The sequence below is a fragment of the Bradyrhizobium sp. genome (genome assembly GCF_052389815.1).
In the GTDB taxonomy this organism is placed as follows: Bacteria; Pseudomonadota; Alphaproteobacteria; order Rhizobiales; family Xanthobacteraceae; genus Bradyrhizobium.
Window position 1 is genome coordinate 20,942 of sequence record NZ_JBQTHN010000148.1, and the last position, 25,571, is coordinate 46,512.

Sequence of the window (25,571 nt, forward strand, 5' to 3'; positions counted from 1 at the left end):
GTCTTCGTTGCGCTGTCACAGCCGCTTTTGCGCGGCTTCTGGCACGGCGTCGAACGTGCTAGAGCGCTCGCATGACCTCCCTCCCCTCCACCGTTGATGTCGCCATCATCGGCGCGGGCGCCGCCGGCCTTGGCGCGGCGAACGCGCTGAAGGATAGCGGCCTCTCCGTGATCGTGCTGGAGGCGCGCGAGCGCGTCGGCGGGCGGGCGCACACGATCCAGGCCTCGCCCGACGTGATCTTCGATGTCGGCTGCGGCTGGCTGCATTCGGCCGACGAGAACTCGTTCGTTCCCATCGCCGAGCAATTCGGCTTCGAGCTCGACAAGACGCTGCCCCCCTGGCGCGAACGCGCCTATGGCAACGCGTTTCCGCAAAAGGAGCGCAACGCATTCATCCGCGCGTTGGACGAATTCTATGACCGCGCCGAAGAGGCCGCAGAGAAAGCGCGCCGCGCCGGGCGCGACGAGCCGGCCAGTCGATATCTCGAGCCCGGCAACCGCTGGAATCCGATGATCGATGCGATCTCCACCTACATCAACGGCAGCGAGCTCGACCGCGTCTCCATATCAGACATGGACGCCTACGAGGACAGCAACATCAACTGGCGCGTCCGACGCGGCTATGGCGCGCTGGTGGCCGCCTACGGCGCCGCCTGCCCGCTGGCGCTGAACTGCGCCGCGACGCTGATCGACCATTCCGGCAAGCGCGTGCGCATCGAGACGTCGCGCGGAACGCTCAGCGCCGACAAGGCGATCGTCACGGTGCCGACCAACCTGATCGCCGACGAGACGATCCGCTTCCATCCTGCATTGCCTGCCAAGCTCGACGCCGCCCGCGGCCTGCCGCTCGGCCTCGCCGACAAGGTCACAATCGCCCTCGCCGGCCCCGAAACCCTGCCGATCGAGGGCAACCTCCGCGCCGCCACCATGCGCACCGAAATGGGGACCTATCATCTGCGCCCGTTCGGCCAGCCCTGCATCGAAGGCTTCTTCGGCGGCCGTTTTGCCCGGCAACTGGAAGACGCGGGCGACGGTGCAATATGCGCCGCGGCGATCGACGAGATCGCGGGCATCCTCGGCAACGACTTCCGCCGCAAACTGAAACCGCTCGCGGAGTCGCGATGGGCCCACGATCCATGGGCGCGAGGATCGTATTCACATGCGCTGCCGGGACATGCCGGCGATCGTGCGGCGCTAGCTGCGCCGGTGGACGGACGGCTGTTCTTCGCGGGGGAGGCGACCTCGCCGGACTTCTTCTCGACGGCGCATGGGGCGAGGGACAGCGGCGAGCGGGCGGCCCAGGAAGTCATGGCTAGTTTGAAGCCAGGACAGGGCTAGACGGCCGCTGCCATTTCATTCATTTTTTCGAAATGGCGGACGGGGAACGCAACGAGGACTGGACGGCCAAGGAGCTCGACCTGATCGTTGCTGACTACTTCGCGATGCTAAATGCCGAAATACGGCGGGCATCCTACGATAAGACCCAGCATCGGAAGGCTCTCATGGGCCAAATTGATCGCAGCAATGGCTCGATCGAATTCAAGCATCACAACATTTCAGCGGTGTTGCAGCTACTCGATCTACCCTGGATCAATGGATACAAGCCGAGAGCACACTTCCAGAAGTCCATCGTAGATGCGGTCGAGCGATACATACTGAAGCATCCGGCCGCCCAGCGTCCGGAAGCGCTGGCTCAGGTCTTTTCAGAAAGACCCCACCTTTTTGTAGAGCCTCCGCCTCAGCTCGAACCCAAGAAGGATCATCCGGAATTTGTTCAGCGTCTCGTTCGGAAGTTTAACCCCGCCGATAGAGACTTCTTGAATCGCCAACTCGGTTACAATGGCGAAGAAATGGTCTTCAAGTTTGAGCAGCAGCGCTTGAAACAAATGGATAGATCCGATCTCGCCAGGAAGGTCCGATGGATATCCCAAGAAGATGGTGATGGCGCCGGTTACGACATCTTGTCCTTTGATCAAAAAGGCAGCGAGCGATTTCTCGAAGTCAAGACAACGGTGGGCTCGCAGACGGCTCCTTTCTATCTAACGAGGAACGAACTTTCCTTTTCGAAGGAACGGCCGCGGGAGTTCCGAATTTGCCGCCTGTACGACTTCTCCAAAATCCCGAAGATGTTCGAGCTTGCTCCTCCTCTGGATGAGTTCGTTCACCTTGAGCCGCTTTCATTTGAAGCGTCCTTCAAGTAGGGAACACGGTCTCTACTCCAGCACCCGCGCCCGCATATCCTCGTCCGGCACGAAGCACTCGTCGTACTTGCCGAAGATGCGATAACGGTTGCGGGCGATGAGGTTGTAGACGAGGTCGCGCAAGGGCCTCGGCACTGCGAACAGGACCATCACCCATTGCCAGCCCGGCAGTTGGCTCACCACCGTCAACGCGGCGTCGGACTTGAACCAGGCGACGCCGCCATGGATCACGGCGTTGGTAGTGGGGGCGGCCGGCTTGATGCCGAAGGCCTGCGCCAGGCGCGTGCCGTAGGGCGACTGGATCGCGGTGAAGCGGAATTTCTGGTTGACGTCGCGCGTGGCCACGAAGCGTACCCAGCGCGAGCAGAACACGCAGACGCCGTCGTACAGGATCACGTTATCGTCCGGCCAAATGCTCATCGGTTGTCCAACGTCAGCAGCGCGACCAGCATCAGCACGATCGCGGGACCGGTCTTCACCAGCGCGCCGAGCGGCTCGATCCAGAGATCGGGCGTCAGGACGGCGGCGCCGGCCATGTAGCCGAGGGAGGCCATCATACCCGCGACGAGCCCGAAGGCACAGGTGCGGCGGAAGGCGATGAGCACGCCGATCGACATATCCATCAGGCTGGTGGCGATGGTGAGGGGATCGACGAGCGCCGGCGGGAAATTGTGGGTGCGCAGGATATTCGCGGCGGCCTCGTAGGACACCACGAGCGCGATAAAGCCCGACATCAGCCAGAACAGCACCAGGCTGGCGATCACCAGCGCCTTGACCAGGAACAGCCGGGAAAACCACTTGTCCTGGATCGTGGCCGTGCCGCTGCCCACCATCTGCCCGATGGTCCTCGGCGCAATGCCAGTCGCCGCGATCCAGCCTCCGGGATCGCCGGCGACGCCGCGGCGGAGTTCCGCAATCGCCGTGCTCCGCATCGGCGGCATCCAGCCGAGGAGATTGGCGAGATCGCCGAGCCTGGCGCCGAGATCGAGCAGGAAGGCAGGCAGCCGCAACCTCGGCCATGCCGCGGTGCCGAAGGCATGGCGGAACTGCTTGATGACGCCGCCGAGCGTGACCGGCTCCTTCTGCATCAGGTCCCACGTCACGGCAGGCGCTTCGCTCCCATCGCGCCCGGCGAGCCAGGCGATGGTTTTCGCGATGTCTTCCACCGCAACCGGCTGGAACGGCGCCGCCGCCTCGCGCGCCGGCAGATCGACCGGCAGCGCCGCCAGCGCGCGCAGCATGGCGCTGCCGCCATAGGCTGCGGGCGCGACCACAAAGCCGGGGCGCAGAATCGCGTAGGCGATGCCGGACGCCGCGATCAGCCTTTCGGCCTCGCGCTTGCTGGACGCAAAGGCGGTGCGGTCGGTCTCGGCGGTGCCGGGGATCGAGATGTGAACGAGGCGAATGGCGCGGCCGCTCTCGCGGATGGCCCGCAGCAGCCGCGCGACGAAATCGCGGTGCACGGCAGCGGTGTCGCTGCCGGGGCCGTCCTGCAGCACGCCGAGGCAGTTGACGACGACGTCGATGGCACGCTCTCGCAGCAGTCGCGCAAGCGCCGAGGCGTCCATGGACATGACGGGCAGCTCCAGGTCGAGCGGGCCGTTCGCTTGCGAGGCGGAGAATTTCCGGGCGACGCCGACCGCCACGAAACCTCGCACGCGCAGATCGTCGGTGACGAAGCGGCCGATCAGGCCGGAGGCGCCGAGGACGAGAATCTTGCGCGAAGTGCCCATCGAAGCTCATCTAGTTGTTTGAGCATGATCTTGTCCGAAAACCGGTTCCCACTTTTCGGGATCATGCTCTAGAACGGCTTTGCGATCATCAGCCAGAGGATCGCCATCACCGAGCCGAACCCGGGAATGCCGAACAGGAACCAGCGGCGATACAGCGCAAAATAGCGCGGCGGCAGCGGGGTGCCGCCGGTGACGGCGACCCGGGCGAGATCGCGCATCTCGATCTGCATGAATACGACCGGCACCCAGAACGCGCCGGCAATCACGTAGAGCGCGAGCGCCGTCATCAGCCAGCCCTCCGTGGTCGAGGTCGAGGACAACCACATCAGCAGACTGCCGGTGACGGGCTGCAGCAGCGCAGCGGACAGCGTGAAGATGAAATCGGCGATGACGACGACGTCCGCCGTCCTGGCGATGAAGGCGGCATCGCCCGTGCGGTGCGCCATCAGCATGAAGAAGGCGATGCCGGTGCCGGTGCCGAGGATCACGATGGCGCCGAGCACGTGCAGATATTCGATGAGGAGGAACGGCATCAGCGTTTTCCCGCCGCCGCCCGGATCGGCTTCAGCGCGCGCTCGAGTTCGGACGCGGCAAGTCTGACCCCGCTTTCGCTCTCCGGCAACCAGTGCCCTTCGCCGCCATGCGCGGCAAGCGCGGCAAAACTCACCTTGCCGCCGGCGCCGCGAAAGGCATCGGCCAGCTGCTTCGAGAAGGCAGGCGCAAAATAGCTGTCATTGGCGGCGACCAGCCAGGTCACCGGGACGCGCGCGCCCTTGCCGAACTCCGCCGCGACAGCCTTCAGCATATGGGGCGCGCAGACCTGGTTCGGAAAGTCGTTGGCCCGGCCGCCGCGCCCGGCGGCGAACGCGACGATGGCCGAGACGTCGGTCCGGCCGGCAAGCGCCAAAGCACCCCAGCCGCCGGCGGAATGGCCGACGACGACGACGCCATCGGGCTTGATGAAGGGCTGCCGGCGCATGAAATCCATTGCCGCGGCGATCGCCTGCCCCGTGGCGCGGCCGCTGCGCGCGTAGTCCGCCTCGTCGCAGCCGCCCTGGTCCTCCAGATACTTGCCGCCGGTCGCACCATGGCCCGGACGTTCCGGCACCAGCACTGCAAATCCGCGCGCGACCAGAAAGGCTGCGAGCGCGCGGTACTCCGGCTGCTTCATCTGCGCCCGGCGCAGCACGTTTTGCGTCGTCGCATGCGCGATCACGGCAAGTCGAAACGGTCCCTCGCCCGCGGGGCGAAACAGCAGCGCGTGCGCGGCGACGTCCGCCAGCGGCGTCGGCACCCGCCATGGCTGCATGCGGTGGGGCCCGGCCTCGTCGCCGCCAGGGCCGAATCGGCTCTGCGCGAGCGCGGCATGCAGGGAGACGACCGCAAGCACGACCAGCAATAACAGCGATTTGACCGCGCGCATGAAGCTGCCGGACAGAGCGGGGGAAAACCGCCCGCAGAATACCGACAACGAATCACTTTGCGCGGATTTTCCGGGAGGTTTTGCTCGCCATGAGCGAAGCGATGAGGCCGTGCTGATTGCTGATACATCAGCGGAATCCGGGTTAGGTCAGCAACCTGTCCTCTTTCGGCACACGGTTAACGAAAGACTGATGCAAAAAGTCCACAGGTTAACCGATAATTAACGATGGACCTTGAAGCGAAGGCGGCGACTTGCTTTGATCGGCGCATGAGCACAACCCTGATCGAGGTACGGCCTGCCAAAGCTGCGGATGCTACCGCGGTGGCGTCCACGCATGACGAAGCCTGGCGCTCGGCCTATCAGGGCATCATCCCCGGCGCGGAGCTGGAGAAGCTGATCAATCGCCGCGGCCCGCAATGGTGGGACAGCGCGATCCGCAAGGGCAGCCGCGTCAGCGTGCTGGTGTTCGGCGACAAGGTCGCCGGCTACGCCAATTACGGCCGCAACCGCGCCCGCAGCCTGCATTTCGACGGCGAGATCTACGAGCTCTACCTGCGGCCGGAATTCCAGGGGCTGGGCTTCGGCCGCCGCCTGTTCAACGCGGCGCGGCGCGACCTCATGCAGAGCGGCCTGAAGAGCATGGTGATCTGGGCACTGTCCGACAACGAGCCGGCGACCGAATTCTACCGCGCGCTCGGCGGCCGCATGGTGGCGCGTTCTTCGGAAAAGTTCGGGCCGAAGTCGCTCGACAAGGTCGCCTTCGCCTGGACCAACTGAGTCTCCTCTGCGGTCATTGCCGGGCTTGACCCGGCAATCCATCTTTTCCTAAAGCGCTCCTTGAAAGTGCGATGGATACGCGGGTCAAGCCCGCGTATGACAGTCAGACTGACCTCGCAACGGCGGAGCCACCCATGCGCATCGACGCCATTTCGATCGGAAAGAACCCGCCGCACGACGTCAATGTCATCATTGAGGTGCCGGTCGGCGGCGAGCCGATCAAGTACGAGATGGACAAGGAAGCCGGCACGCTGGTAGTCGACCGCTTCCTCTACACGCCGATGCGCTATCCCGGAAACTACGGCTTCATCCCGCACACGCTGTCCGGCGACGGCGACCCTTGCGACGTCCTGATCGTCAACACCCGCGCCATCGTGCCGGGCGCCGTGATGAGCGTGCGCCCGGTCGGCGTGCTCTTGATGGAGGACGAAGCCGGCGGCGACGAGAAGATCATCGCCGTGCCGTCGTCGAAGCTGACCCAGCGCTACGACAAGATCAGGAATTTCGGCGACCTGCCCGAGATTACGCTGCAGCAAATCCAGCACTTCTTCGAGCACTACAAGGATCTCGAGAAAGGCAAATGGGTAAAGGTGCTGAAGTGGGGCGATGCCGCCGAAGCGCAGCAGCTGATCATGGAAGGCATCGAGCGGGCGAAGAAGAAGTAGGGATCTTGGCTCCTCATCCCGAGGAGCCCGCACTTGCGGGCGTCTCGAAGGATGAAGGCCCGAATGCCGACAGACCGATGGCCTCATGGTTCGAGACGCGCGAAGACGCGCTCCTCACCATGAGGGGAGAGCCAGCATGCGACGCCTCATCGAAATCATCCGCAACGTCTTCCTGGTGCTAATCGCGGCGGCCGTCGTCCTCGCTGCCGTGCTCGCCTTCAACGTCGTTGGCCACGGCTCGCGGCAGCTGCAGGTCGCGGCCGTGCCGAAGGCGCAGGTCGATGCGCAAGGCGCGGCGGGGCGGCTCGCCGAGGCGATCCGCTTTCGCACCATTTCCTCCTACGAGAAACCCGAGCAGCACGCCGATGCGCTGCGCGACATGCACGCGCATATCGAAAAGAGTTTTCCGGCATTCCATGCCGCGGCGAAGCGCGAGCTGGTCGCCGAACTGAGCCTGCTCTACACTTGGGAGGGCTCCGACCCCAAGGCCCAGCCGATCGCGCTGCTGGCGCATCAGGACGTCGTTCCGGTCGCGCCGGGCACCGACAAGGATTGGCAGCATCCGCCCTATGACGGCGTCGTCGCCGACGGCTTCATCTGGGGGCGCGGCTCATGGGACGACAAGGGCAACCTCTATTCCATGCTGGAAGCCGCCGAGGCGCTGGCGAAAGCCGGCTTCAAGCCGAAGCGCACCATCTATTTCGCCTTCGGCCATGACGAGGAGATCGCGGGCCTGCGCGGCGCGAAGAACATCGCGGGCCTGCTCGCCTCGCGCGGGGTGAAGCTCGACTTCGTGATCGACGAGGGCTTGCTGATCACCGACGGTCTCCTCAAAGGTCTCGACAGGCCGGCGGCGCTGATCGGGCTCGCCGAGAAAGGCTATGCGACCCTGGCGTTGCATGCGGAGGCCACCCCCGGACATTCCTCGATGCCGCCGCGCGATACCGCGATCGGCATGATGGCCGCGGCGCTGGCGCGGCTGGAAGATCACCGCCTGCCGCTGCAAATCCGTGGCACGGTGGCGGAGATGTTCGACACGCTGGCGCCCGAGATGCGCGGCGTCAACCGCGTGGCGCTGTCCAATCTCTGGCTGTTCAAGCCGCTGCTGCTGCGCGAACTCGCCAAGACCGGGCCGACCGAAGCCGCCGTGCGCACCACGACGGCGCTGACCATCTTCAACGCCGGCGACAAGGACAATGTGCTGCCCGGCCATGCCGATGCGACGGTGAATTTCCGCCTGCTTCCCGGCGATACGCAGGCGAGCGTCACCGAGCACGTGCGCGAGACCATCCGGAACGAGCGCATCGCGATCAAGCCGTTCCCCGGCAATTTCGATCCGCCCGCCGCGACGGGTACCGCGAATCCGTCCTACCGGATGCTCAACCGCACCATCCGCGAGATCTTTCCCGACGTGATCGTCGCGCCCGGCCTGATGGTCGGCGCGACGGACTCGCGGCACTATGCCGGCGTCGCCGACAAGATCTTCCGCTTCTCGCCGGTGCGCGCCAATGGCGAGGACCTGAAGCGCTTCCACGGCACCAACGAGCGGCTGTCGATCGAGGGCTATGCCGACATGATCCGGTTCTATCGGCGGCTGCTGGAGAATGCGGCGGGGTGAGACTCCCGCTTCCGTCATTGCGAGCGAAGCGAAGCAATCCATTGTGCAGCAAGCACGAAGCTGGATTGCTTCGTCGCTTCGCTCCTCGCAATGACGGCGGAGACTAGACTCCCGGCGCGGGCAGCTTGTGAATGGCACACGCCGCGCGCAGCGTGTTCACCAACAGGCACGCCACCGTCATCTGGCCGACGCCGCCGGGCACCGGCGTGATGGCGCCGGCAACGCCGAGCGCTTCCTGGAAGGCGACGTCGCCGATCAGCCTGGTCTTTCCTTCGGCCGTCGGGATGCGGTTGATACCGACATCGATCACGGTGGCGCCGGGCTTCAGCCAGTCGCCGCGCACCATCTCGGGTTTGCCGACGGCAGCGTAGACCAGGTCGGCCTGCGCGCACAGCTTCGGCAGGTCGCGCGAGCGCGAATGCGCGATCGTCACCGTGGCGTTCTCGTTGAGCAGCAGCTGCAATAGCGGCCGTCCGACCAGGTTGGAGCGGCCGATCACGATCGCGTTCATGCCCTCGAGCGAGGGATGCACGCTCTTGGTCAGGATGATGCAGCCGAGCGGCGTGCATGGCGACAGCGCGGCAAAACCGCCGGCGAGGCGCCCGGCATTGTTCGGATGCAGGCCATCGACGTCCTTGGCGGGGTCGATGGCGTTGATGACGGTCTCCGTATGCAAATGCTTCGGCAGCGGCAATTGCACGAGAATGCCGTGCACGGCGGGATCGCGGTTGAGTTTTCCGATCAGCGCCAGCAGATCGGCCTGCGACACCTCGGCCGACAGCTTGTGCTCGAAGGAGGCCATGCCGGCGGCTTGGGTCTGGGTGTGCTTGCTGCGGACATAGACCTCGCTGGCGGGATCGTTGCCGACCAGCACCACCGCAAGCCCCGGGGTCAGGGAATTCTCGCGCTTGACCCGCGCGACCTCGTCGGCGACGCGGGCGCGCAGGTCGGCGGCAATGACTTTTCCGTCGATGATGCGGGCGGTCATCTCAATCCTTCCGTTCAGAACTTTTGGCGGTTAGCGCACGCAGGGCTTCGCCTAGCGATTTGGGGTCGCCGTCGACCGCAACCTGCTTGAGGCGCGAGGTCGCCCCCGACAGGATCTTCACGTTTCCCTTGGGCACGCGCAGCGCTTTCGCCAGCAATTCCGTCACCGCCTTGTTGGCGGCCCCGCCGTCCGCAATCGCCCGGACGCGGACCTTCAGCACCGACCGGCCGTCGGCCAGCGTCTCGATGCCGTCGACGTCGTCACGGCCGCCGCGCGGGGTCACGCGCAAGGCGATGCTGATGCCGGTGCCCGAATAGCGCCAGGGTTCAACCAACGACCCGCTCAGACGACGTTCGGATAAACGTAATAGGTGATCACCCGCTGGATGAACATGATGGCCAGGATCGCGATGATCGGCGAGATATCGAGCCCGCCAAGCGACGGGATGAACGAGCGTATCGGGCGCAGCACCGGCTCGGTGATCCGCCACAGGAACTCGGAAACCGCCGCGACGAACTGGTTGCGGGTGTTCACGACGTTGAAGGCGATCAGCCAGGACAGGATCGCCGAGGCGATCAGCAGCCAGACATAGAGGTCAAGGACGATCAGGAGGATGTCGAGAACAGCGCGCATGGCGGGGGGAGCTCGCGAGGTGTGATGCCCTGCTAAATATCGGTTCGCCCCCCGGCAAACAAGGGAAGTTCCCGGCAAAATAGTGCGGAAAACCGCAGATTGACCGTCCTTGACTTGGCATGTCCGCAGCAGGTAAATGGCGCCGATTGTCGACCGCCTTCAAAGGCGGTCGCGACGGGGCCATAGCTCAGCTGGGAGAGCGCGTCGTTCGCAATGACGAGGTCGGCGGTTCGATCCCGCCTGGCTCCACCAGCCTTCGCTGGCTTCGCCAGCTACGGCTCGGCAAGCCCGGTACCCTCTCTCGTAGCGAAGTGAGCGAAGGCTGCCCGCCATAGCCCGACTCGTCACGCCGAAGCTCGCTGAGCGGAGGCGGAAGGGCGACGGCGGGCCTGGACAGGCCTTGACCCCTCTCCCCCCTCACTTCCCCGTAAACCTTGGCGGCCGCTTCTCCATGAAGCTCGCCACGCCTTCCCGGAAATCGCTACCCCTGAGCGCGATCACCATTTCCCGATTCGCATCGATCGTCGCCTCCGCCAGCGTCTGGAACGGCACGTCGTAAAGCTGCCGCTTGATCACGGCGATCGCGCTCGGCGAGACGAAATCGGCGAGATCGCGGGCGTAGGCATAGGTCTGCTCGGCCAGCTGCTCCGGCGGATAAATCCGGTTCACGAGCCCGATGCGCAGCGCCTCGTCGCTAGTGACGCGGCGCGATGACATCAACAGGTCCAGCGCGTTGGCGTGGCCGACGATGCGCGGCAGCATCCAGCTGATGCCGTGCTCGGCGATCAGGCCACGGCGGGAAAAGGCCGTGGTGAACACCGTGTTGTCGGCCGCAAAGCGCAGGTCACAATAGAGCGCGTGCACGAGGCCAATGCCGGCGGTGGCGCCATTGAGCATGCCGATAACAGGCTTTGCGATCGACGGGTAATAGCCGTAGCGCGTCTGCCAATCCGGCCCGCGGTTCATGTCGAACGGCGGCAGGGTCGCGGCGCGCCTGATGTCGTCGGGATCGAGCGTCTTCAGCGCATCCATGTCGGCGCCGGCGCAGAAGGCGCGGCCCGCGCCGGTGAGCACGACCACCCGCACATTGTCGTCGGCCGCTGCCGTCTCCATCGCCTGGCGGACGTCGCGCTCCATGACCGGCGTCCACGCATTCATGCGGTCGGGCCGGTTCAGCGTGATGGTCGCGATCTTGTCCTTTGCTTCATAGAGGATGTGCTGATAGGTCATCTCGTCTCCCTTGCTCGCGCCTTGGCCGGCGCGCGTTTCATTGATTTCAGGATTTCGCGCGCGAGCCCTTCGGCCGCGTCAGATAGTCCTGCGTTTCCGGACGCTCGATCAGCCAGCCGGTCCAGCGCCTGAAGACCTTCGCCATGCGCTCCGGCTCGACGCCGAGCTGCGACATCGCAACGCCTCCATTGACGGACTCGCGGTACTCCGCAATCAGCCCGTCACGGACGATGAACCGGCTCATGCCGTCGATCACCACGCGCTGCCCCTTGAATTGCGGGACCGTGGAGGTGAAGCTCGACAGCGACCAGGCATAGCCCATGCTGCCGTCGAACACGGGATCGAACATCTCCCAGCGATAGTCCGTGGCGTCGCGGTGAAACAGATCCTGCATCATATGCGCGATGTCGGCGCGGCCTTTGTGCGGGCCGTAGATGTAGTCGTGATAGATGCCGTCTTCGGTGAAGTTTCGCGCGAAGCGCGCACCATCGCCGCTCTCCGCCGATAACGTGAAGTCGCTCAGGAGTGTTGCGAATTCCTCGCGCGTCATGCCGCCTCCCAATTTCTTTTGGGAGCGAGATTAGCACAGCTGCGGAAACGACAAGCCGTCTCCGCCTTCGCTCTGCGGGCTCTAGCGGACAGGCTGCACGAGGCGGATATTTTGCGTCGCGGACTATTCCGCGGCTTGCGCCAGCATCGGATGCGGCCGGCGCGCGAGCCAGCCGTCGATGAACCGCTTGAGCCAGGCGCGCTCGGCGAAATCGTACACGGCGCGATCGGCAAAATGCTGATGCCGCGCCCGCGCGCCCGGCGAATCCATGTTGTCGTAGCCGCGCGTGGTCCAGCAATGCATCATCGCGTAGGTCACATCGGGATGAAACTGGAAGCCGAAGGCGTGGCCGCTCCGGAACGCCTGCACGGGGAAGTCGTCGCCTTCGGCAAGCAACTCGGCGCCACAGGGCAGCTCGAAGCCCTCGCGATGCCAGTGATAGACGTGAGCGGGCCAGTTCGGGCACACGGCCTCGCCCGCCGGCGTGGGGCGGATCGGATAGTAGCCGATTTGCGCAACGCCTTGCGGATGCGGCGCGACCATCGCTCCGAGCTGCGTGGCGAGCATCTGGGCCCCGAGGCAGATGCCGAGGAACGGCCGTTGCTCGCGTAGCGCAATTTCGATCCAGTCGATCTCGCGGCGAACGTAGTCGTCGGGATCGTTGGCACTCATCGGTCCGCCGAAGAAGACGGCGCCGGCATGCGCATCGAGCGTCTCCGGCAGCGGATCGCCAAAGCGCGGACGGCGGATGTCGAGGGTATGGCCGAGCGCCCGCAGCGCATTGCCGACGCGGCCGGGCGTGGAGGTTTCCTGATGCAGGACGATCAGCACGGGAAGCAGGTCGCTAGTCGGCTCGACGGCGCACGCCGCTTGGCCCGGAAAGGGCAGGACATTGGCGCTCAGCGTGGCCGGCCGAAAAGACATGGTCCTTGCTTCTGACAGCACTCGGGTGAAATCGTACCTAAGTGGTCGTTAATTTGAGGTGAGTTCGGTCACACCCGGAAAAATCCAAGCAAATCACGGGCCAGTGATGTGGGAGGAGCCGATAGCGGTCGGATTTCAGCGGTTTCGCAGCTGGAAACCACCGACCGCCGCCAGGATGAACGAGCGGGGAAAGAGCCGTAGCAGGAAGGGCACCATCTTGATGCCGAACCCGGGCAGCACTGCCCGCTTGTTGGCCATCAGGCCCTCATAACCCTGCCGCGCGACCTCGGCGGCGGAGACGTTCAGGATGGCGGAGTCATAGCCGGGCGCGAACCCAGCCCGGGCCTGAAACTCGGTCAAGACCGGGCCGGGGCAGACCACGGTGACACGCACACCCAGCGGCGCCAGCTCGTGACGCATCGCTTCGGTAAACGAAAGTACGTAGGCCTTGGTGGCGTAGTAGACCGCCATGCCCGGCCCCGGCAGGAAGCCGGCGATCGAGCCGATATTGAGTATGCCACCACGGTTGCGGATGAGCTGGTCGGCAAAGCGCAGCGTCAGGTCGGTCAGCGCACAGACGTTGACGGCGATGATCCCGAGCTGGTCGTTGCGGTCGCGCTTGATGGCATGGCCGAAAACACCGAAGCCGGCGTTGTTGACGAGATATTCGAGCTCTGCTCCCGCCGCGGCCAATGCGCGCTCGATGGTGTCGCAGGCGTCCGCCCGTTGCAGATCGCAGGGAATGACGAGGGGCTGCTTGCCGCCGGCCGCAACGATCTCGGAGGCAAGCTGATCGAGTCGCTCCGCGCGTCGCGCGGTCAACGCCACGCGATGACCCTTTGCAGCGAAGATACGCGCAAGTTCCTTGCCTATGCCGGCCGAAGCACCGGTAACCAGCGTCACACGATCGGTCACGATCCAAATCTCTTATTCAAAATCAGGGAAGCGTCGCGGTTGCGGGCGGACAAGACCATAGGCGGAAAGCGCGGGCAAGCCATCCGCCGCATGGCCGGCATCGGCAGTGCGGCGCGCGACGGCGCCAAGCGGGGCATTTGGTGGCCGGTTGCACGCCCGGGCCACGTTAAATTTTGGTCATGTGCAAATGGGCAGCAGCGGTTCCCGGTCCCGCGAGATCAGACGGCCGCGCCGGCACTGTCCTTGTCGCCTCCGGTACGGGCCGCCTGGCGCTCCTGCACCAGGTGCTTTAGCTCGACGCGATCGCGCCCGGAAATGCCGAGCAGGTCGGCCGCGCGCCACAGCACATTGTCCTCGAATTCGGTGACCTTGCCGTCGGCGAACACCATCTCCCACATCATCTCGACGATGCGGCGCCGGCCTGCCTCGTCCAACTCGCGCATGATCACGCTGGTGAAGCTGTAGAGATCGACGGCATCGCTCTCGGCATGCGTAGCCGAGACGATCAACCGATCGGCGGTGCCGGGATCGAGCTTGAAGCTGGTTTCGATCAGGCTGTGCAGCTTGCGCCTCTCGACCGCCGTCGGCTCGCCGTCGAGCGAGACGATGTGGATGAGCAGAGCCGTCGCGGCAAGACGGTAATCGGCCTCGTCGAAAACACGCTGCTGGGCGTCCGGAGAAACGATCTCGGTGATGAATTGGCGAAGTCCGTCGAGCATCAATTCTCTCTGGGGAACATTGTTGAGGCTGCTTGCCACTATATGGGCGGGAACGCGCGGGCTGCAATCGGCCAAAAGTCCCCGCCGGGGATTACGTTTTGGCAATCCGGCACTGTTAAATGCCGTCATTGCGAGGAGCAAAGCGACGAAGCAATCCATCTTTCGTCTCGCGGAGATATGGATTGCTTCGCTGCGCTCGCAATGACGGAGAGAGAGCGCGCGAACTCACTACGGTATCTCGTACACCACCATCTTGTCGGCGATGCCGCGCAGCGCGGCCTCCTTGCGGATCGGGTTGATCGCCTCGCGCTCGATGATGGCGGCGACTTCCGGCGCACCGATCACCGGCTGGGTGATGTGGATCTCCTGATTGGTCGAAAGGCTCTGCACGCGTGCCGCGACATTCACGGTCTGGCCGAAATAATCCTGCCGCTCGTTCAGCATCACCGCGAGGCACGGCCCTTCGTGCAGGCCGATCTTGACGATCAGGTCTTCGGTTCCGCGCGTCCTGTTGAGTTCCTTCATCGCCGTACGCATGCGCAAGCCCGCCCTCAGCGCGTGCTCGGGACGGATGAAGGTCGCCATCACGGCATCGCCGATGGTCTTGACCACGGCGCCCTTTTCCGCGGCGATGATCTCGAGCAGCGCGCGAAAATGCGCGCGAACCAGATCGAAGGCGGCGAGGTCGCCGACGCGCTCATATAGCGCGGTCGAGCCCTTCAGGTCGGTGAACAGGAAGGTCAGCGAGGTGATCTTCAGCCGCTGGTCGATGTTGAGGTTGTCGGCCTTGTAGAGATCGCGGAACGTCTGGTTGGAGAGCATCCGCTTGGCCGTGAGGATCGGCTTGCGCTTGCCGATCATGTCATGCATCGCGTCGCCGGCGATCCAGACGCCCGGCAGCACACGGACGTCCGACTGGTTGTCCAGCGTCAGGCGAAGCGGGCCCGGGCGCATCACCGTCGTGCCGGTCGGCGCGTGCACCTTGTTGAACACCATGGATAGCTGCTGGCGCTCTTTGATGGGCTCGCCCTGCACGTCGATAAAGTGCGCGGCATGCGTGACCGGCTCGAACACGATGACGAATTGCTTCGGCAGTTGCAGCGACAGGACCGCCTTCTCGCCCGGCGGCAGCTCGATCGCCTCCAGCGTTACCTCTTCCGTCAGGCGCGTGAACGATTCGTCGTCGACGTCGACGCCAGAGCTCCAGAAAATCTGGCGGTAGTATTCCCAGATCGGCAGCGTGTTGGGATCATGCGCGGCGATGCGCCGCACGCGCGGGCTGACGGTGAAGGCAACCTCGACCAGCTCATCGACGGAGGCCTCATAGCCCGCGGCACACAGCGCGCAATTGTAATCGTCGGGCCGAAGCGATTTCAGCGTGGCGTGCGCATCGAGCACGCCACCACAGCCGGGACAAAGCACATTCCAGCCGAGATCGAACACACCGAGCCGGGAGGCGTGCAGGAAGCCGGAAATCACCTTCTCTTCATCGAGGCCGGTCTTGCGCGCGAAATCCAGCAGGTTGATGCGGTTGAGCTCGCGGTCCTCGCCCTTCTCGACCAGATCCTTGATCGCATCGACCACGTCGGCGTCGGCGGTCTGCTTCAGCACCGAGAACAAGGCCTGGGTTTCACTCATGATTGATGGCCTCGATGAGATCAACGCGGAGAGATCGCGAACATCGGCGAGCGGTCGGGTTGCGTGGTGACGACGCCGATCGGCATCACCGGCGCCATGTCGAGCAGCGTGATACGGAATTTGCCGATGATCTGCGCCAGCGCCAGCGTCGCCTCCACCAGCGCGAAATGCGCGCCGATGCAGATGCGCGGGCCGACGCCGAACGGCAGATAGGCGAAGCGGTCCGGCGGCGGCGCCGGCGTCATGAAGCGCGCGGGGATGAAGGCGTTCGGATCCGGCCACAGCTTTTCGTGGCGATGCAGCAGCCATGGCGAGATCAGGATCACGTCACCTCTGCGCACGGGACGGCCGGCGACGACGTCGGGCCCCGCGGCGGTGCGCGCGATCAGGAACGCCGGCGGATAGAGGCGCATGACCTCGTCGAGCGCGGCGCGGGTGAATTTCAGCCGCTCGAGCTCGAGCCCGCCGCCTGCGACGGCCTCACGCGCTTCCGCTGCCACCTGCTCCTGCGTCGCCGGATCGAGCGCGAGCAGATAGAGCGACCAGAACAGCGCGGTCGCAGTGGTCTCGTGACCGGCCAGGATCATGGTGGCGACTTCGTCGCCGAGCTGCTCGTCGTTGAACGCCTGTCCCGTCTCGGGGTCGCGCGCCTCGCCCATCAGGTCGAACAGGTCGCGCGGCGGCGCGCCGTCCTTCTTGCCGGCGGCGCGCCGTTCCACCATCAGCATGGCGACGAACTTCGTCCAGCGCTTGCGGAAACGAGCGCGCTGGAAGTCCTGCGGACTCAGCCAGTTCAGCGGCAGCAACAGATCCAGGAAATGCGGCCGCGCCAGCCGCTCGCCATATTCCATGACATAGTCGCGCAAGGCGGTGCCGTGCTGATCCATTCCGAACGAGAACATGGTGCGGCCGGCGATCTCCAGTGTCATGCGCTGCATCACCTCGCGCAAGTCGACGGGTGCATTGCTCGCGGCCATCAGCTTCGCCACGGTCTCGTCGATGGCTCCGGTCATATGCGGGATCAGCGTGCCGACCGCACGCGGCGTGAAAGCCGGCGCCAGCGTGCGCCGCTGGTGCTTCCAGGCGCGGCCTTCCGCGATCAGGACACCGTTGCCCAGAATCGGGCGCAGCACGCGGATGCCGGCCGGGGTGCGGGTATAGTTCTCGTAGTTGTCGACCAGGACGTGCTTGATGGCGTCGGGCGTGTTGAGGATGAAGCTGCTGCGGCCGACGAAGCGGCCCTGGACGATGTCTTCCGCGTAGGCGCGATTGCCCCAGGTCTGGATCGGGTTGACGCGCATGGTCCGCATGCGGCCGAACGCCGTCATGCTGTCGGGCGCGCGCGGCGGGGTCGGCGGCACCAGGGGCCGGCGGGTGAGCGGCGGATCGATGATTTCGGCAATGCTCATGATGCCTCGCTGGGGCTCAAGGTCCACCCCCAATGTAGGTCCGCAATCCCGCCGCTTCAAAGGCCGCGCCTGGCGGCAACAGCTAGTAAGTCAACTCGGCCATCACAATCCGGTTTTCGGAGACCGGCCAGGCTCTCGCCACGATACGCTCCTGGTTGAACATTGCTACCACGGGCCGTCCCACCTCCGCTGCCGGAAGCCGCAAGGTGGCGGTGGAATCGGTCGGCACGCCCGGTTTCACATCGGCCGGCTCCTTGCCGTCCAGCAGCACGACGTCGCGCGGCAGGCCGAAAAAGCCGCGCGGCCGCGTGAGGATCACGACGCTGCCGGCATTTGCATCGGCCGGACCCGGCGCCCTGGCGGCGCGCAGATGCACGACGTCCGACGAGCGCGGAAAGGGCGAGCGGTAGAAATGCGTGATCGGCGCGCCCGGCGAGGTCAAGACCATCTCCAGATACCAGGCGGGATCGACCTTCGCCGGCCCCCAGCGCCCGTCCGCGCCAGTCTGCGAGGAATGGACCGGACCGCCGAGCCGCTCGCCGCTATCCGGCGACACCCGATAGATCTCCACCGCAGCACCGCCCACCGGGCGATTGGTCTGGACGCCGCCGGGCGTCGCCGTGACGAGCCCGCTCAGCCTCACCTCGGCCTCCGGCACGATCTCGATGCGTGACGGCTCGCGGCCGGCGACGAATTTGTAGATCTCGCGGAAGCCGCGCGGATGGAACGCGGTCTCGCGATGATCGACCGCTCCCAGCATCAGATTGGTCGCGCCCTTCAGCGCCGGACCGTCGTTGGTGACGTTGGTCGGCGTGCCCGGCTTGCCGACGAAGCGGCCGTCGGCTTGCGCGTATTTGTCCATGCCGTCGCTGCGCAGCGTGAGGAACGCCGTTCCCGGTGTGACGTCGCTCTCGCCTGCGTTGAGTCCTCGCAGGAACGGAGCGCGGCCGTTGAACTCGTTGCCGGGATTGGCTTCCCAGTCGAACACGCCGTGATTGGGCACGCCGCACAGCACCGCGTGGCTGACATCGGCGCCGCCCCCGGTCTTGACGACGTTGCGGATGGCGTAGCCGCCGCGCGAATTGCCGATCAGCGCGACGCGCGAGGCCCCGGTGCGGCGCTTCAGCTCCTTGATGGCCTCAGTGAGCTCGCGGCGCTGGTCTTCGGTCGAGGAGCGGTTGCTCTGCGCGACCGCATCGTCGCTGCGTGCGAGCGGATCGGTGAAGTTGATGGCGTCCATACGCTGGCGCGGCACGCCGTTCGATTCCATCCGCCACAGCGTCGTGATCCACAGGGCGGCATGATCGCCGTTGCCGTGGACGAACAGGATCGGCGGAATTTCGGACGCCGGCGGGCTCGCCGGCGCGGTCTGGGCAAAAGCGGAATCCGCCACGCCGCCAGCCCACAAGGGCAGGGTTCCCGCAGCTCCCAACAGCGTCCGCCGTGAAATGCCCATCTTGTGATCTCCCTCGTGTTTTCAGCAGTTTAACGGAGCCGAATGAGCGCGGAAAGCACGCTTTAGGCACTGGACAGGAACGCGCATTCGCAGGCATCTCTGGTGCCGGTGGCGCCTGAGCTGCCTGCCATAGCAAGCCAGACGGAACGGGATATGACGAAATCGCCGCCACGTACGACAGCCGATCACGGCATCATCGCGCCGCTGAAGTTCTCGGTCTTTCGCCGCATCTGGCTCGCCAGCCTGCTGTCCAACCTCGGCCTGCTGATCCAGGGCGTCGGCGCGGCCTGGGCGATGACGCAGATGGCGTCTTCCGCCGACAAGGTAGCACTGGTGCAGACCGCGCTGATGATGCCGATCATGCTGATCTCGATGCCGGCCGGCGCCATCGCCGACATGCACGACCGCCGCGTCGTCACCATGGTGGCGCTGTCGATCTCGCTGGTCGGCGCCACCGCGCTGACCGTGCTGGCCTGGCTCGGCCTGATCACGCCCAACATCCTGCTCGCGTTCTGCTTCGTCGTCGGCACCGGCATGGCGCTGATGGGCCCGGCCTGGCAGTCCTCGGTCAGCGAGCAGGTGCCGCCGGAAGCCCTGCCCGCCGCGGTGGCGCTCAACGGCATCAGCTTCAACATCGCGCGCAGCGTGGGACCTGCCGTCGGCGGCGTCATCGTGGCGACCGCGGGTGCCGTGGCGGCCTTTGCCGTGAACGCCATCATGTACGTGCCGCTGCTGATCGTGCTGTACCTGTGGAATCGCGTCAGCGAGCCGTCGCGGCTGCCGCGCGAGCGGCTCAACCGCGCCATGGTGTCCGGCGTGCGCTACATCGCCAATTCGCCGTCGATCCGGATCGTGCTGACGCGCACCCTCGTCACCGGGGTCATCGGCGGCTCGGTGCTGGCGCTGATGCCACTGATCGTGCGCGACCTCCTGCTCGGCGGCGCGCAGATGTACGGCATCATGCTGGGCGCCTTCGGCATGGGTGCGGTGGTCGGCGCGCTCAACATAACCGAGGTGCGCAAGCGGCTGAACGGCGAGAGCGCGATCCGCGCCTGCACCATCGCGATGGCGGGCGGGATCACGGCGGTGGCGCTGAGCAAGCAACCGGTGCTGACCGCCGCCGCGCTGGTGGTGACGGGCGCGGCATGGATGCTGGCGGTCGCGCTGTTCAATATCGGCGTGCAGCTGTCGGCGCCGCGCTGGGTCGCCGGCCGCTCGCTCGCGGCGTTCCAGGCCGGAATCGCCGGAGGCATCGGTGTCGGCAGCTGGTTCTGGGGTCACCTCACGGATTACGCCGGCGTCGAGATCGCGCTGCTCACTTCGGCCGGGCTGATGTTCCTGTCGCCGCTGCTGGGGCTGTGGCTGCGCATGCCGCCGATCGGCGCCCGCAACGAGCCGGCGGCAGAATTGCTCGCCGATCCCGAGGTGAAGCTGTCGCTCACGGGGCGAAGCGGCCCGCTGGTGGTCGAGATCGAGTATCGTGTCGCAACGGACAACGCGCGGGCGTTCCACAACGTGATGCAGGAGGTGCAGCTCAGCCGGCAGCGCAACGGCGCCTATGGCTGGTCGATCGCCCGCGACATCGCCGACCCCGAATTGTGGACCGAGCGCTATCACTGCCCGACCTGGCTCGACTATCTGCGTCAGCGAAATCGCGCCACGCAGTCCGAGCGCGAATTGCATCAGCAGGCGATCGCCTTCCATCTCGGCCCGGAGCCGGTGCGGGTGCGCCGCATGCTGGAGCGGCCGTTCGGCTCGGTGCGCTGGAAGGAAGACACGCCGGACCGCGCCGCCGAGGAAGTGCTGCCCGTGGTCGCGCAGGCGGCGGGGAGCAGTACGTAAAATCTACCTTCCGTGCGAGGCAAGCGTCGCCTGGCAGGCCTTGCTGAGCTTTGCGCGATGCTGCTGCAGGCAAGCGAGCACGACCTGATCGCCCTCGCTGAGATGGGCGCGGCAGAAGCGCGAAGCATCCCGTCCGCAGGCATCCTGGCCCGGCCGCTGCTGCGCCGAGGCGCTTGAAACGGCCAACACGACAAAGGGAATAACAACAAGAAACCGAAGCATCGCCGTCACCTTCATACCCAGCGATCAGGGTTCTAAGGCTGCTCTCACGGCATCGCAATGGGCATGTCGGGAAACGACGATCCGGCGCGGGCGTTCCCGCGCCGGATCGCATGACCGCAAACTGGGAGGATTAGTCCGCGGCCGAAACCTTGCGCGTCTTCTGGGCCGCGAGGTCCTTGTCCATCACGGCGCGGCAACCCGGAGAAAGCGAAGCGCGGTTCTTGAACATGCAGGCAGTGATCTTCGGGATGTTCGGGATCTCGCTGCTGCAGAGGCGGAACGCGTCGCCCGTGCACTGCTGCTGGGCTTCGGCGCTGTAGGCGAAGGTCTGGGTCGAGGCCATTGCGCCAAGCGTGGTCGCGATGGTGAGGGCGAGAACGGCCTTGCGAATGGTCCTGGTGAAAGCGGCGGTCATGGTCGGCTCCTGTTGGCCCCTCCGTGGGGCCCGTTGACTGTTGGTGCCACTGTGGCCCGATCCAGTTCCAGGCACCGTGATACCCATCACAGAGCAGATCACACAAGCAACCCGTTGATAATGTTACCGTATTGGAAGTACGGCGAACAGGAGCCGCAGTTTCGCACGGTGCGCCAAATTTCCTTGTGTGACCTGCGATTCGTTGGTGGGGCGTTAAGACCTCATTGGCATTAATGCGCCGTTACGGAACTGGCGCGTTTTCGAGCGAAATGGTTTCGCGTGAAGAGAACGCGTCACGACAAGTTCAGTGGGAATTGTAACGATGCGTAATGCGTTGGGCCTGATGCTGGCCAGTGTTGTTGCGGCGGTCGTGATCGCCGGAGTGTGGTTCTGGACTTCCTCGCCGCGCGCTGACGTGGCGCCCCCGCAAACCATCGCCGCCCGCAAGGCCGAGCCGTTGCCACCGGCCGCGAAGGACGATGTGCAGGTCACGGCCTCGCTGACGAGGCCGGCGCCGCTGCCTGCGGCCGCCCCCGCGCCCGTGCAGCAAAAGCAAGCTTGCGCCAATCCCAACGCGCTCGGCGTCGCCCGCACCGTCGTCATCGACACCTCGGGCGGCCCGGGCTTCGGCTTCGAGCATTTCAAGCAGCTCGATTTCCTCGCCGACAAGGAAGTGGTGCTCACCTTCGACGACGGCCCCTGGCCGAACAACACCGCAGCTGTGCTGCGGGCGCTCGCGGAAGAATGCACCAAGGGCCTGTTCTTCTCGGTCGGCAAGCACGCCAGCTATCATCCGGAGATCCTGAAGCAGGTTCTGGCCGCCGGCCACACCGTGGGCACGCACACCTTCTCGCACGTCAACCTCAACAGCAAGAAGATGACCGAGCAGCAGGTCCGCGACGAGCTCGAGAAGGGATTCAGCGCGGTGAAGATGGCGCTGGGACAGGCGCCCGCGCCGTTCTTCCGCTTTCCCCAGCTGCAGCACAATCCGGCGGCGATGGCCTATCTCGGCACGCGCAATGTCGCGATGTTCTCGGCCGATCTCGATTCCTTCGATTTCCGCTCGAAAAATGCCGAGCAGATCGTCAACACCGTCATGACCAAGGTCGACAAGCTCGGCAAGGGCATCATCCTGATGCACGACTTCCAGAGGCTGACCGGCGAGGCGCTGCCGACGCTGCTCGCGCGCCTGAAGGCCGGCGGCTACAAGGTCGTGCACATGAAGGCGAGGACGCCGTTCGAGACGCTGCCCGAATACGACGCGATGATGGTCAGGCACGACAAGCTGCCGCAGATCTCGAGCCGCCCGGTGAGCGCCGTGGTGCAGACGGTGACGGATTAGACTTAAGCGATCCGTATCGACCGCAGGCTATACGTACTCTCTTCGTCATGCCCGGGCTTGTCCCGGGCATCCACGTCTTACTTCCATGCTAGCCCAAAAACGTGGATGGCCGGGACATCCAGCGTGAAGACGCGCTTCGCGCTTTTGCCCGGCCATGACGTCGAACTTGTGACTGGCGATGCGGCTCACCAGCCGCCGATCATCCCGGCGTAGCCGCCGTAGCGATAGATCTCGCGCATGATGCGCGCCTCGTCCCAATGCACGCGTTTGCGTTTGGGCTTTTCGCTCTTGGCCTGTTTCGCTTTCTCCGGTGCGGTCGTCGTCGCAGGCGCAGCCGGCACCGGCTTGCTCTCGTCGAACGTCACCTGGCCTTCCTTGGCCTCGCCGGGCTTGGCGCCGACGACGGACGGCCGCTGCACGAAGGCCGGCGGCTCGGCCTGTTGCACGGGCGCAGGTGCGGCGGCAGGCTGCGCCTCGGCCGCCTTCGGCGTCTCGGGCGGCCTGGGCGGATCCGGCGGCTTCGGCGCCTCCACGACCTTCGGCGCGACCGCCGCCTTGCCGAGCGCGCCCGGCAATTTCTGGTCGACACCGTTCAGCGACAGGCTGCGGCCCTCGCCGGCCTGCGCCGTCGCGGACACGAATACGAAGGCGGATGCGGCAATCAATGCGAATAAGCGCATGGGAAGTCTCCCCCGGGGATCAACGCGGCAAAATAACCGACGCGGGCAGATCGTTATGTGAGTTAGATCACGGACAATGGATTCGTCGAACAGGCGCTGCGATGCGTTCAACGGTTCAATCACCCAGGGGTACGACCTGTTACCTATGTGTCCGGGCTGGACAAGCCGAGCACTGGTGCCGCAAGAGGGACTCGAACCCCCGACCCCGTCATTACGAATGACGTGCTCTACCAACTGAGCTATTGCGGCGGACCCATGCAAGACGCGACCGGACGAGGGCCGGAAACGCGTCGCGCACCTGATATCGGGCACGGCCCCGATTGGCAAGGAAAAGCAGCCCTTTCCATAGCGTTTTCAAGCGAGAGCCTGTCCCGCACCTGATGCGGGATGGGGCCGGTTCGCATGAAGAAAACGCGTCAAAACAAAGGCCGGACTCAGCTCCCCCAGCGGGACAGGAATCCGCGCCAGCCGCCGGCCTGCGCCTTTGGCGTGCCTATTTGCTCGGAAAATTCGTCGGTTGGCGCTTCGTCGTCGACGCCGGGATCGTCGGGGGCGCGGACGATCGGGATGACCTGTGGAATGGTTTTGGGGATGTCCTGGCGGGCGCGGAACAATGGCGCCGGCTGGGCCGGGGCCGATTCGGGTTTCGGCGGCGCCGGGGCTGCCGAGGCCGCAGGCGCTGCCTGCTCTGCGGCGGGCGCAGGAGACGGCGCGGGCTCGGCGGAGGCGAGAGAAGCGGGCGTATTGTCCTGCGCGGCCGGCGCGAGCGGCACCACCACGTCGTCGCGCGGCGGCTCGACCTCGGCCGGAGCCTTGCTCCCGGCTTCGATGCGCTTCGGCGGCGGGGCGGCGAGCATCGCATCCTCGAACGGCGAGGATTCGATCGTGCTGCCCTTGTCCGAGGGCAGGCTTGCCACCGGCGTCTGCCACTGGAATGCGTCGAGCTTGCCTGACACCGGCGAGACCGGACGCCAGCGGTCGCTGACATAACCGTCAGCGGTCCAGGCCGGATCGTGCAGCGCGCGCACCGCGCGCATGGCCCAGACGCGGGCACGGCCGCTGTCGCCATGCTCGGTGCGCTCGATCTCCGCCATCAGCACCGCGACACGCTGCGTCGGCTTGTCGATGAAGGGCGCCAGCGCCTCGCGCGCGCGGGCAAATTCCGACGCGTCGATCGCAGCCCGCGCCACCGCCAGCGCGCCCTCGATATGGCCGGGCATCTTGGCCGACAGCGTCTCGACCCGCACCAGGCGCTGCCGCGCGGAATCGCCGAGCTTCACATGTGCATAGGCATCGGCCAGGTCGGGATGCGGCTGCGACAGCCAGGCGGCCTCGACGAGGCGCATCGCGCGGCGCACCTGATGCGCCTCGCTCTCGAATTTGGCGGCGAGCACGGCGGCCGGCACCAGCGTCGGCGCCAGCTTCACCGCCTCCACCACGCTGTCGCGCGACAGATCGCGATCGACCTTCTCCAGCTCCAGCGCCCGCGCGGTGAGCAGCACGCCGCGCTGGCGGCGATAGGTCGCCTTGTCGATCAGGCCGGAGGAAAGATTGTTGTCGAGGATCGACAGCGCGCCGTTCCAGTCGCCCTTGGCGCAGCGGAAGCCGAGCACGGCATGCGAGGCCCAGGTCGAGGACGGCGAAATCTTCAGCGCCTCGTCCGCGATCATCACGGCGGAGACCGGATCGTCCGCGCGCTGCGCCTCGATGAACAGGCCGCGCAGGCCGAGCAGGCGCGTATCCTCGCGCTCGGCCATGGCGCGGAAGGCGCGCTGCGCGCCATTGCGGTCGCCTTCGAGCTGCGCCGATTGCGCCGTCAGCAATAGCGCCAGCGGATCCTGCCCGGCGTGACGCTGCGCTTCGCCGGCATGCCGGCGCGCGGCGGACGCATCGCCGTGACCGACCGCGAGCAATCCTTGCGTGATGGCGTGACGGCCGCGCGCCTGGCGCCGTTGGTGACGCCGCCGGCGCATGCGCTCCGGCGTTCGCCACAGCCCGCGCAGGATCGACCACAGCATCATCGCCACCGCGACGACGATGCCGATCCCCAGCACGAATACCGGAAGCGACGTCTCGGCGCGCCAGCCGCTCCAGGACAGCACGACGTCGCCGGGCTGGTCGGCAACCCATGCCGCGCCGGCGGCCAGCGCTGCGATCAGGGCCAGGAACAGGATGATGCGGATCATGGAATT

Annotated in this window: 27 protein-coding genes and 2 tRNA genes; 9 read left to right on the forward strand and 20 right to left on the reverse strand. The window is 65.6% G+C overall.

All coding sequences use genetic code 11. The features are described from left to right. Nucleotides 1-71 precede the first annotated feature (71 nt). Nucleotides 72-1,337: a flavin monoamine oxidase family protein gene (locus ACT4OC_RS22810; protein ID WP_444841296.1), complete on the forward strand. Its 1,266-nt coding sequence runs from the start codon at nucleotides 72-74 to the stop codon at nucleotides 1,335-1,337. A 32-nt stretch (nucleotides 1,338-1,369) separates the two neighbouring features. Further along, a complete protein-coding gene (locus tag ACT4OC_RS22815) occupies nucleotides 1,370-2,200 on the forward strand; it encodes a DUF3883 domain-containing protein (RefSeq protein WP_444841297.1) in 831 nt (276 codons plus the stop codon). A 12-nt stretch (nucleotides 2,201-2,212) separates the two neighbouring features. Here the strand turns inward: ACT4OC_RS22815 and ACT4OC_RS22820 are convergent, their stop codons facing one another. The 4 genes from ACT4OC_RS22820 to ACT4OC_RS22835 form a co-directional block, all read right to left on the reverse strand. After that, nucleotides 2,213-2,620, reverse strand: coding sequence for a thiol-disulfide oxidoreductase DCC family protein (locus ACT4OC_RS22820; RefSeq protein ID WP_444841298.1), 408 nt, complete (start codon nucleotides 2,618-2,620; stop codon nucleotides 2,213-2,215). Further along, the gene (locus ACT4OC_RS22825) at nucleotides 2,617-3,933 is read right to left on the reverse strand and encodes an SDR family oxidoreductase (RefSeq protein ID WP_444841299.1); all 1,317 of its coding nucleotides are present in this window, start codon (nucleotides 3,931-3,933) and stop codon (nucleotides 2,617-2,619) included. Before ACT4OC_RS22825 ends, ACT4OC_RS22820 begins: the two co-directional genes overlap by 4 nt. A 68-nt stretch (nucleotides 3,934-4,001) precedes the next feature. Then, the gene (locus tag ACT4OC_RS22830) at nucleotides 4,002-4,466 is read right to left on the reverse strand and encodes a DUF2269 family protein (protein ID WP_444841300.1); all 465 of its coding nucleotides are present in this window, start codon (nucleotides 4,464-4,466) and stop codon (nucleotides 4,002-4,004) included. Beyond that, nucleotides 4,466-5,356, reverse strand: a complete 891-nt coding sequence (locus ACT4OC_RS22835; RefSeq protein ID WP_444841301.1) for an alpha/beta hydrolase family protein — start codon at nucleotides 5,354-5,356, stop codon at nucleotides 4,466-4,468. The genes ACT4OC_RS22830 and ACT4OC_RS22835 overlap by 1 nt, the downstream gene beginning before the upstream one ends. On the opposite strand from ACT4OC_RS22835, the gene ACT4OC_RS22840 reads away from it, so the two are divergent. The 4 genes from ACT4OC_RS22840 to ACT4OC_RS22855 all read left to right on the forward strand — a co-directional run bounded on the left by ACT4OC_RS22840 (nucleotide 5,355) and on the right by ACT4OC_RS22855 (nucleotide 8,416). Then, on the forward strand, nucleotides 5,355-5,579 hold the full coding sequence (locus ACT4OC_RS22840) for a hypothetical protein (protein ID WP_444841302.1): 225 nt from the start codon (nucleotides 5,355-5,357) through the stop codon (nucleotides 5,577-5,579). The two genes, ACT4OC_RS22835 and ACT4OC_RS22840, sit on opposite strands and share 2 nt — an antisense overlap. Nucleotides 5,580-5,623: 44 nt before the next feature. Then, a complete protein-coding gene (locus ACT4OC_RS22845) occupies nucleotides 5,624-6,133 on the forward strand; it encodes a GNAT family N-acetyltransferase (protein WP_444841303.1) in 510 nt (169 codons plus the stop codon). A gap of 134 nt (nucleotides 6,134-6,267) precedes the next feature. Beyond that, nucleotides 6,268-6,798 carry an inorganic diphosphatase gene (gene ppa, locus ACT4OC_RS22850; RefSeq protein ID WP_444841304.1) on the forward strand — a complete coding sequence of 177 codons (531 nt, stop codon included), beginning with the start codon at nucleotides 6,268-6,270 and terminating at the stop codon, nucleotides 6,796-6,798. Between the two features lie 136 nt (nucleotides 6,799-6,934). Then, entirely contained in the window at nucleotides 6,935-8,416 is a 1,482-nt protein-coding gene (locus tag ACT4OC_RS22855) for a M20 family peptidase (protein WP_444841305.1), read from the forward strand. A 103-nt stretch (nucleotides 8,417-8,519) separates the two neighbouring features. Here ACT4OC_RS22855 and folD read toward each other — a convergent pair whose 3' ends face one another. The 3 genes from folD to ACT4OC_RS22870 are packed head-to-tail and all read right to left on the reverse strand — an operon-like array spanning nucleotide 8,520 to nucleotide 10,037. Then, complete coding sequence (gene folD, locus ACT4OC_RS22860; protein WP_444841306.1) at nucleotides 8,520-9,404, reverse strand: bifunctional methylenetetrahydrofolate dehydrogenase/methenyltetrahydrofolate cyclohydrolase FolD; 885 nt, start codon at nucleotides 9,402-9,404, stop codon at nucleotides 8,520-8,522. 1 nt (nucleotide 9,405) lies between these two features. Continuing rightward, a complete protein-coding gene (locus ACT4OC_RS22865; protein WP_444841307.1) occupies nucleotides 9,406-9,738 on the reverse strand; it encodes a DUF167 domain-containing protein in 333 nt (110 codons plus the stop codon). A gap of 8 nt (nucleotides 9,739-9,746) precedes the next feature. Continuing rightward, nucleotides 9,747-10,037, reverse strand: a complete 291-nt coding sequence (locus ACT4OC_RS22870) for a YggT family protein (RefSeq protein ID WP_444841308.1) — start codon at nucleotides 10,035-10,037, stop codon at nucleotides 9,747-9,749. 176 nt (nucleotides 10,038-10,213) lie between these two features. On the opposite strand from ACT4OC_RS22870, the gene ACT4OC_RS22875 reads away from it, so the two are divergent. Then, nucleotides 10,214-10,289 (forward strand) — tRNA-Ala (locus ACT4OC_RS22875). 165 nt (nucleotides 10,290-10,454) lie between these two features. Here ACT4OC_RS22875 and ACT4OC_RS22880 read toward each other — a convergent pair. The 8 genes from ACT4OC_RS22880 to ACT4OC_RS22915 all read right to left on the reverse strand — a co-directional run bounded on the left by ACT4OC_RS22880 (nucleotide 10,455) and on the right by ACT4OC_RS22915 (nucleotide 18,878). Then, nucleotides 10,455-11,267, reverse strand: coding sequence for an enoyl-CoA hydratase (locus ACT4OC_RS22880; RefSeq protein WP_444841309.1), 813 nt, complete (start codon nucleotides 11,265-11,267; stop codon nucleotides 10,455-10,457). Nucleotides 11,268-11,313: 46 nt separating this feature from the next. Continuing rightward, nucleotides 11,314-11,817 carry a nuclear transport factor 2 family protein gene (locus ACT4OC_RS22885; RefSeq protein WP_444841310.1) on the reverse strand — a complete coding sequence of 168 codons (504 nt, stop codon included), beginning with the start codon at nucleotides 11,815-11,817 and terminating at the stop codon, nucleotides 11,314-11,316. 123 nt (nucleotides 11,818-11,940) lie between these two features. Then, a complete protein-coding gene (locus ACT4OC_RS22890) occupies nucleotides 11,941-12,741 on the reverse strand; it encodes a glutamine amidotransferase (protein ID WP_444841311.1) in 801 nt (266 codons plus the stop codon). 135 nt (nucleotides 12,742-12,876) lie between these two features. Beyond that, nucleotides 12,877-13,656 carry an SDR family NAD(P)-dependent oxidoreductase gene (locus ACT4OC_RS22895; protein WP_444841312.1) on the reverse strand — a complete coding sequence of 260 codons (780 nt, stop codon included), beginning with the start codon at nucleotides 13,654-13,656 and terminating at the stop codon, nucleotides 12,877-12,879. 218 nt (nucleotides 13,657-13,874) lie between these two features. Next, complete coding sequence (locus tag ACT4OC_RS22900; protein ID WP_444841313.1) at nucleotides 13,875-14,375, reverse strand: tellurite resistance TerB family protein; 501 nt, start codon at nucleotides 14,373-14,375, stop codon at nucleotides 13,875-13,877. A gap of 228 nt (nucleotides 14,376-14,603) precedes the next feature. Continuing rightward, nucleotides 14,604-16,013: an adenylate/guanylate cyclase domain-containing protein gene (locus ACT4OC_RS22905; protein ID WP_444841314.1), complete on the reverse strand. Its 1,410-nt coding sequence runs from the start codon at nucleotides 16,011-16,013 to the stop codon at nucleotides 14,604-14,606. 20 nt (nucleotides 16,014-16,033) lie between these two features. Next, complete coding sequence (locus ACT4OC_RS22910) at nucleotides 16,034-17,422, reverse strand: cytochrome P450 (protein WP_444841315.1); 1,389 nt, start codon at nucleotides 17,420-17,422, stop codon at nucleotides 16,034-16,036. 82 nt (nucleotides 17,423-17,504) lie between these two features. Next, a complete protein-coding gene (locus tag ACT4OC_RS22915; RefSeq protein WP_444841316.1) occupies nucleotides 17,505-18,878 on the reverse strand; it encodes a hydrolase in 1,374 nt (457 codons plus the stop codon). 153 nt (nucleotides 18,879-19,031) lie between these two features. Here ACT4OC_RS22915 and ACT4OC_RS22920 point away from each other — a divergent pair, with 153 nt between their 5' ends. Then, entirely contained in the window at nucleotides 19,032-20,720 is a 1,689-nt protein-coding gene (locus ACT4OC_RS22920) for an MFS transporter (protein ID WP_444841317.1), read from the forward strand. Between the two features lie 3 nt (nucleotides 20,721-20,723). Here the strand turns inward: ACT4OC_RS22920 and ACT4OC_RS22925 are convergent, their stop codons facing one another. Both ACT4OC_RS22925 and ACT4OC_RS22930 read right to left on the reverse strand, forming a co-directional pair. Further along, the gene (locus ACT4OC_RS22925) at nucleotides 20,724-20,942 is read right to left on the reverse strand and encodes a cysteine rich repeat-containing protein (RefSeq protein ID WP_444841318.1); all 219 of its coding nucleotides are present in this window, start codon (nucleotides 20,940-20,942) and stop codon (nucleotides 20,724-20,726) included. Between the two features lie 130 nt (nucleotides 20,943-21,072). Next, nucleotides 21,073-21,357 (reverse strand): hypothetical protein, encoded by a 285-nt coding sequence (locus ACT4OC_RS22930; protein ID WP_444841319.1) that lies wholly within the window; start codon nucleotides 21,355-21,357, stop codon nucleotides 21,073-21,075. Between the two features lie 322 nt (nucleotides 21,358-21,679). On the opposite strand from ACT4OC_RS22930, the gene ACT4OC_RS22935 reads away from it, so the two are divergent. Next, complete coding sequence (locus tag ACT4OC_RS22935) at nucleotides 21,680-22,699, forward strand: polysaccharide deacetylase family protein (protein WP_444841320.1); 1,020 nt, start codon at nucleotides 21,680-21,682, stop codon at nucleotides 22,697-22,699. A 185-nt stretch (nucleotides 22,700-22,884) separates the two neighbouring features. Here the strand turns inward: ACT4OC_RS22935 and ACT4OC_RS22940 are convergent, their stop codons facing one another. From ACT4OC_RS22940 to ACT4OC_RS22950, 3 genes are all read right to left on the reverse strand, one after another. Next, on the reverse strand, nucleotides 22,885-23,379 hold the full coding sequence (locus ACT4OC_RS22940) for a hypothetical protein (RefSeq protein ID WP_444841321.1): 495 nt from the start codon (nucleotides 23,377-23,379) through the stop codon (nucleotides 22,885-22,887). A gap of 173 nt (nucleotides 23,380-23,552) precedes the next feature. Further along, nucleotides 23,553-23,628: transfer RNA gene (locus ACT4OC_RS22945), tRNA-Thr, on the reverse strand. A gap of 185 nt (nucleotides 23,629-23,813) precedes the next feature. Beyond that, complete coding sequence (locus ACT4OC_RS22950) at nucleotides 23,814-25,565, reverse strand: heme biosynthesis protein HemY (protein WP_444841322.1); 1,752 nt, start codon at nucleotides 25,563-25,565, stop codon at nucleotides 23,814-23,816. Between the last annotated feature and the right edge of the window lie 6 nt (nucleotides 25,566-25,571).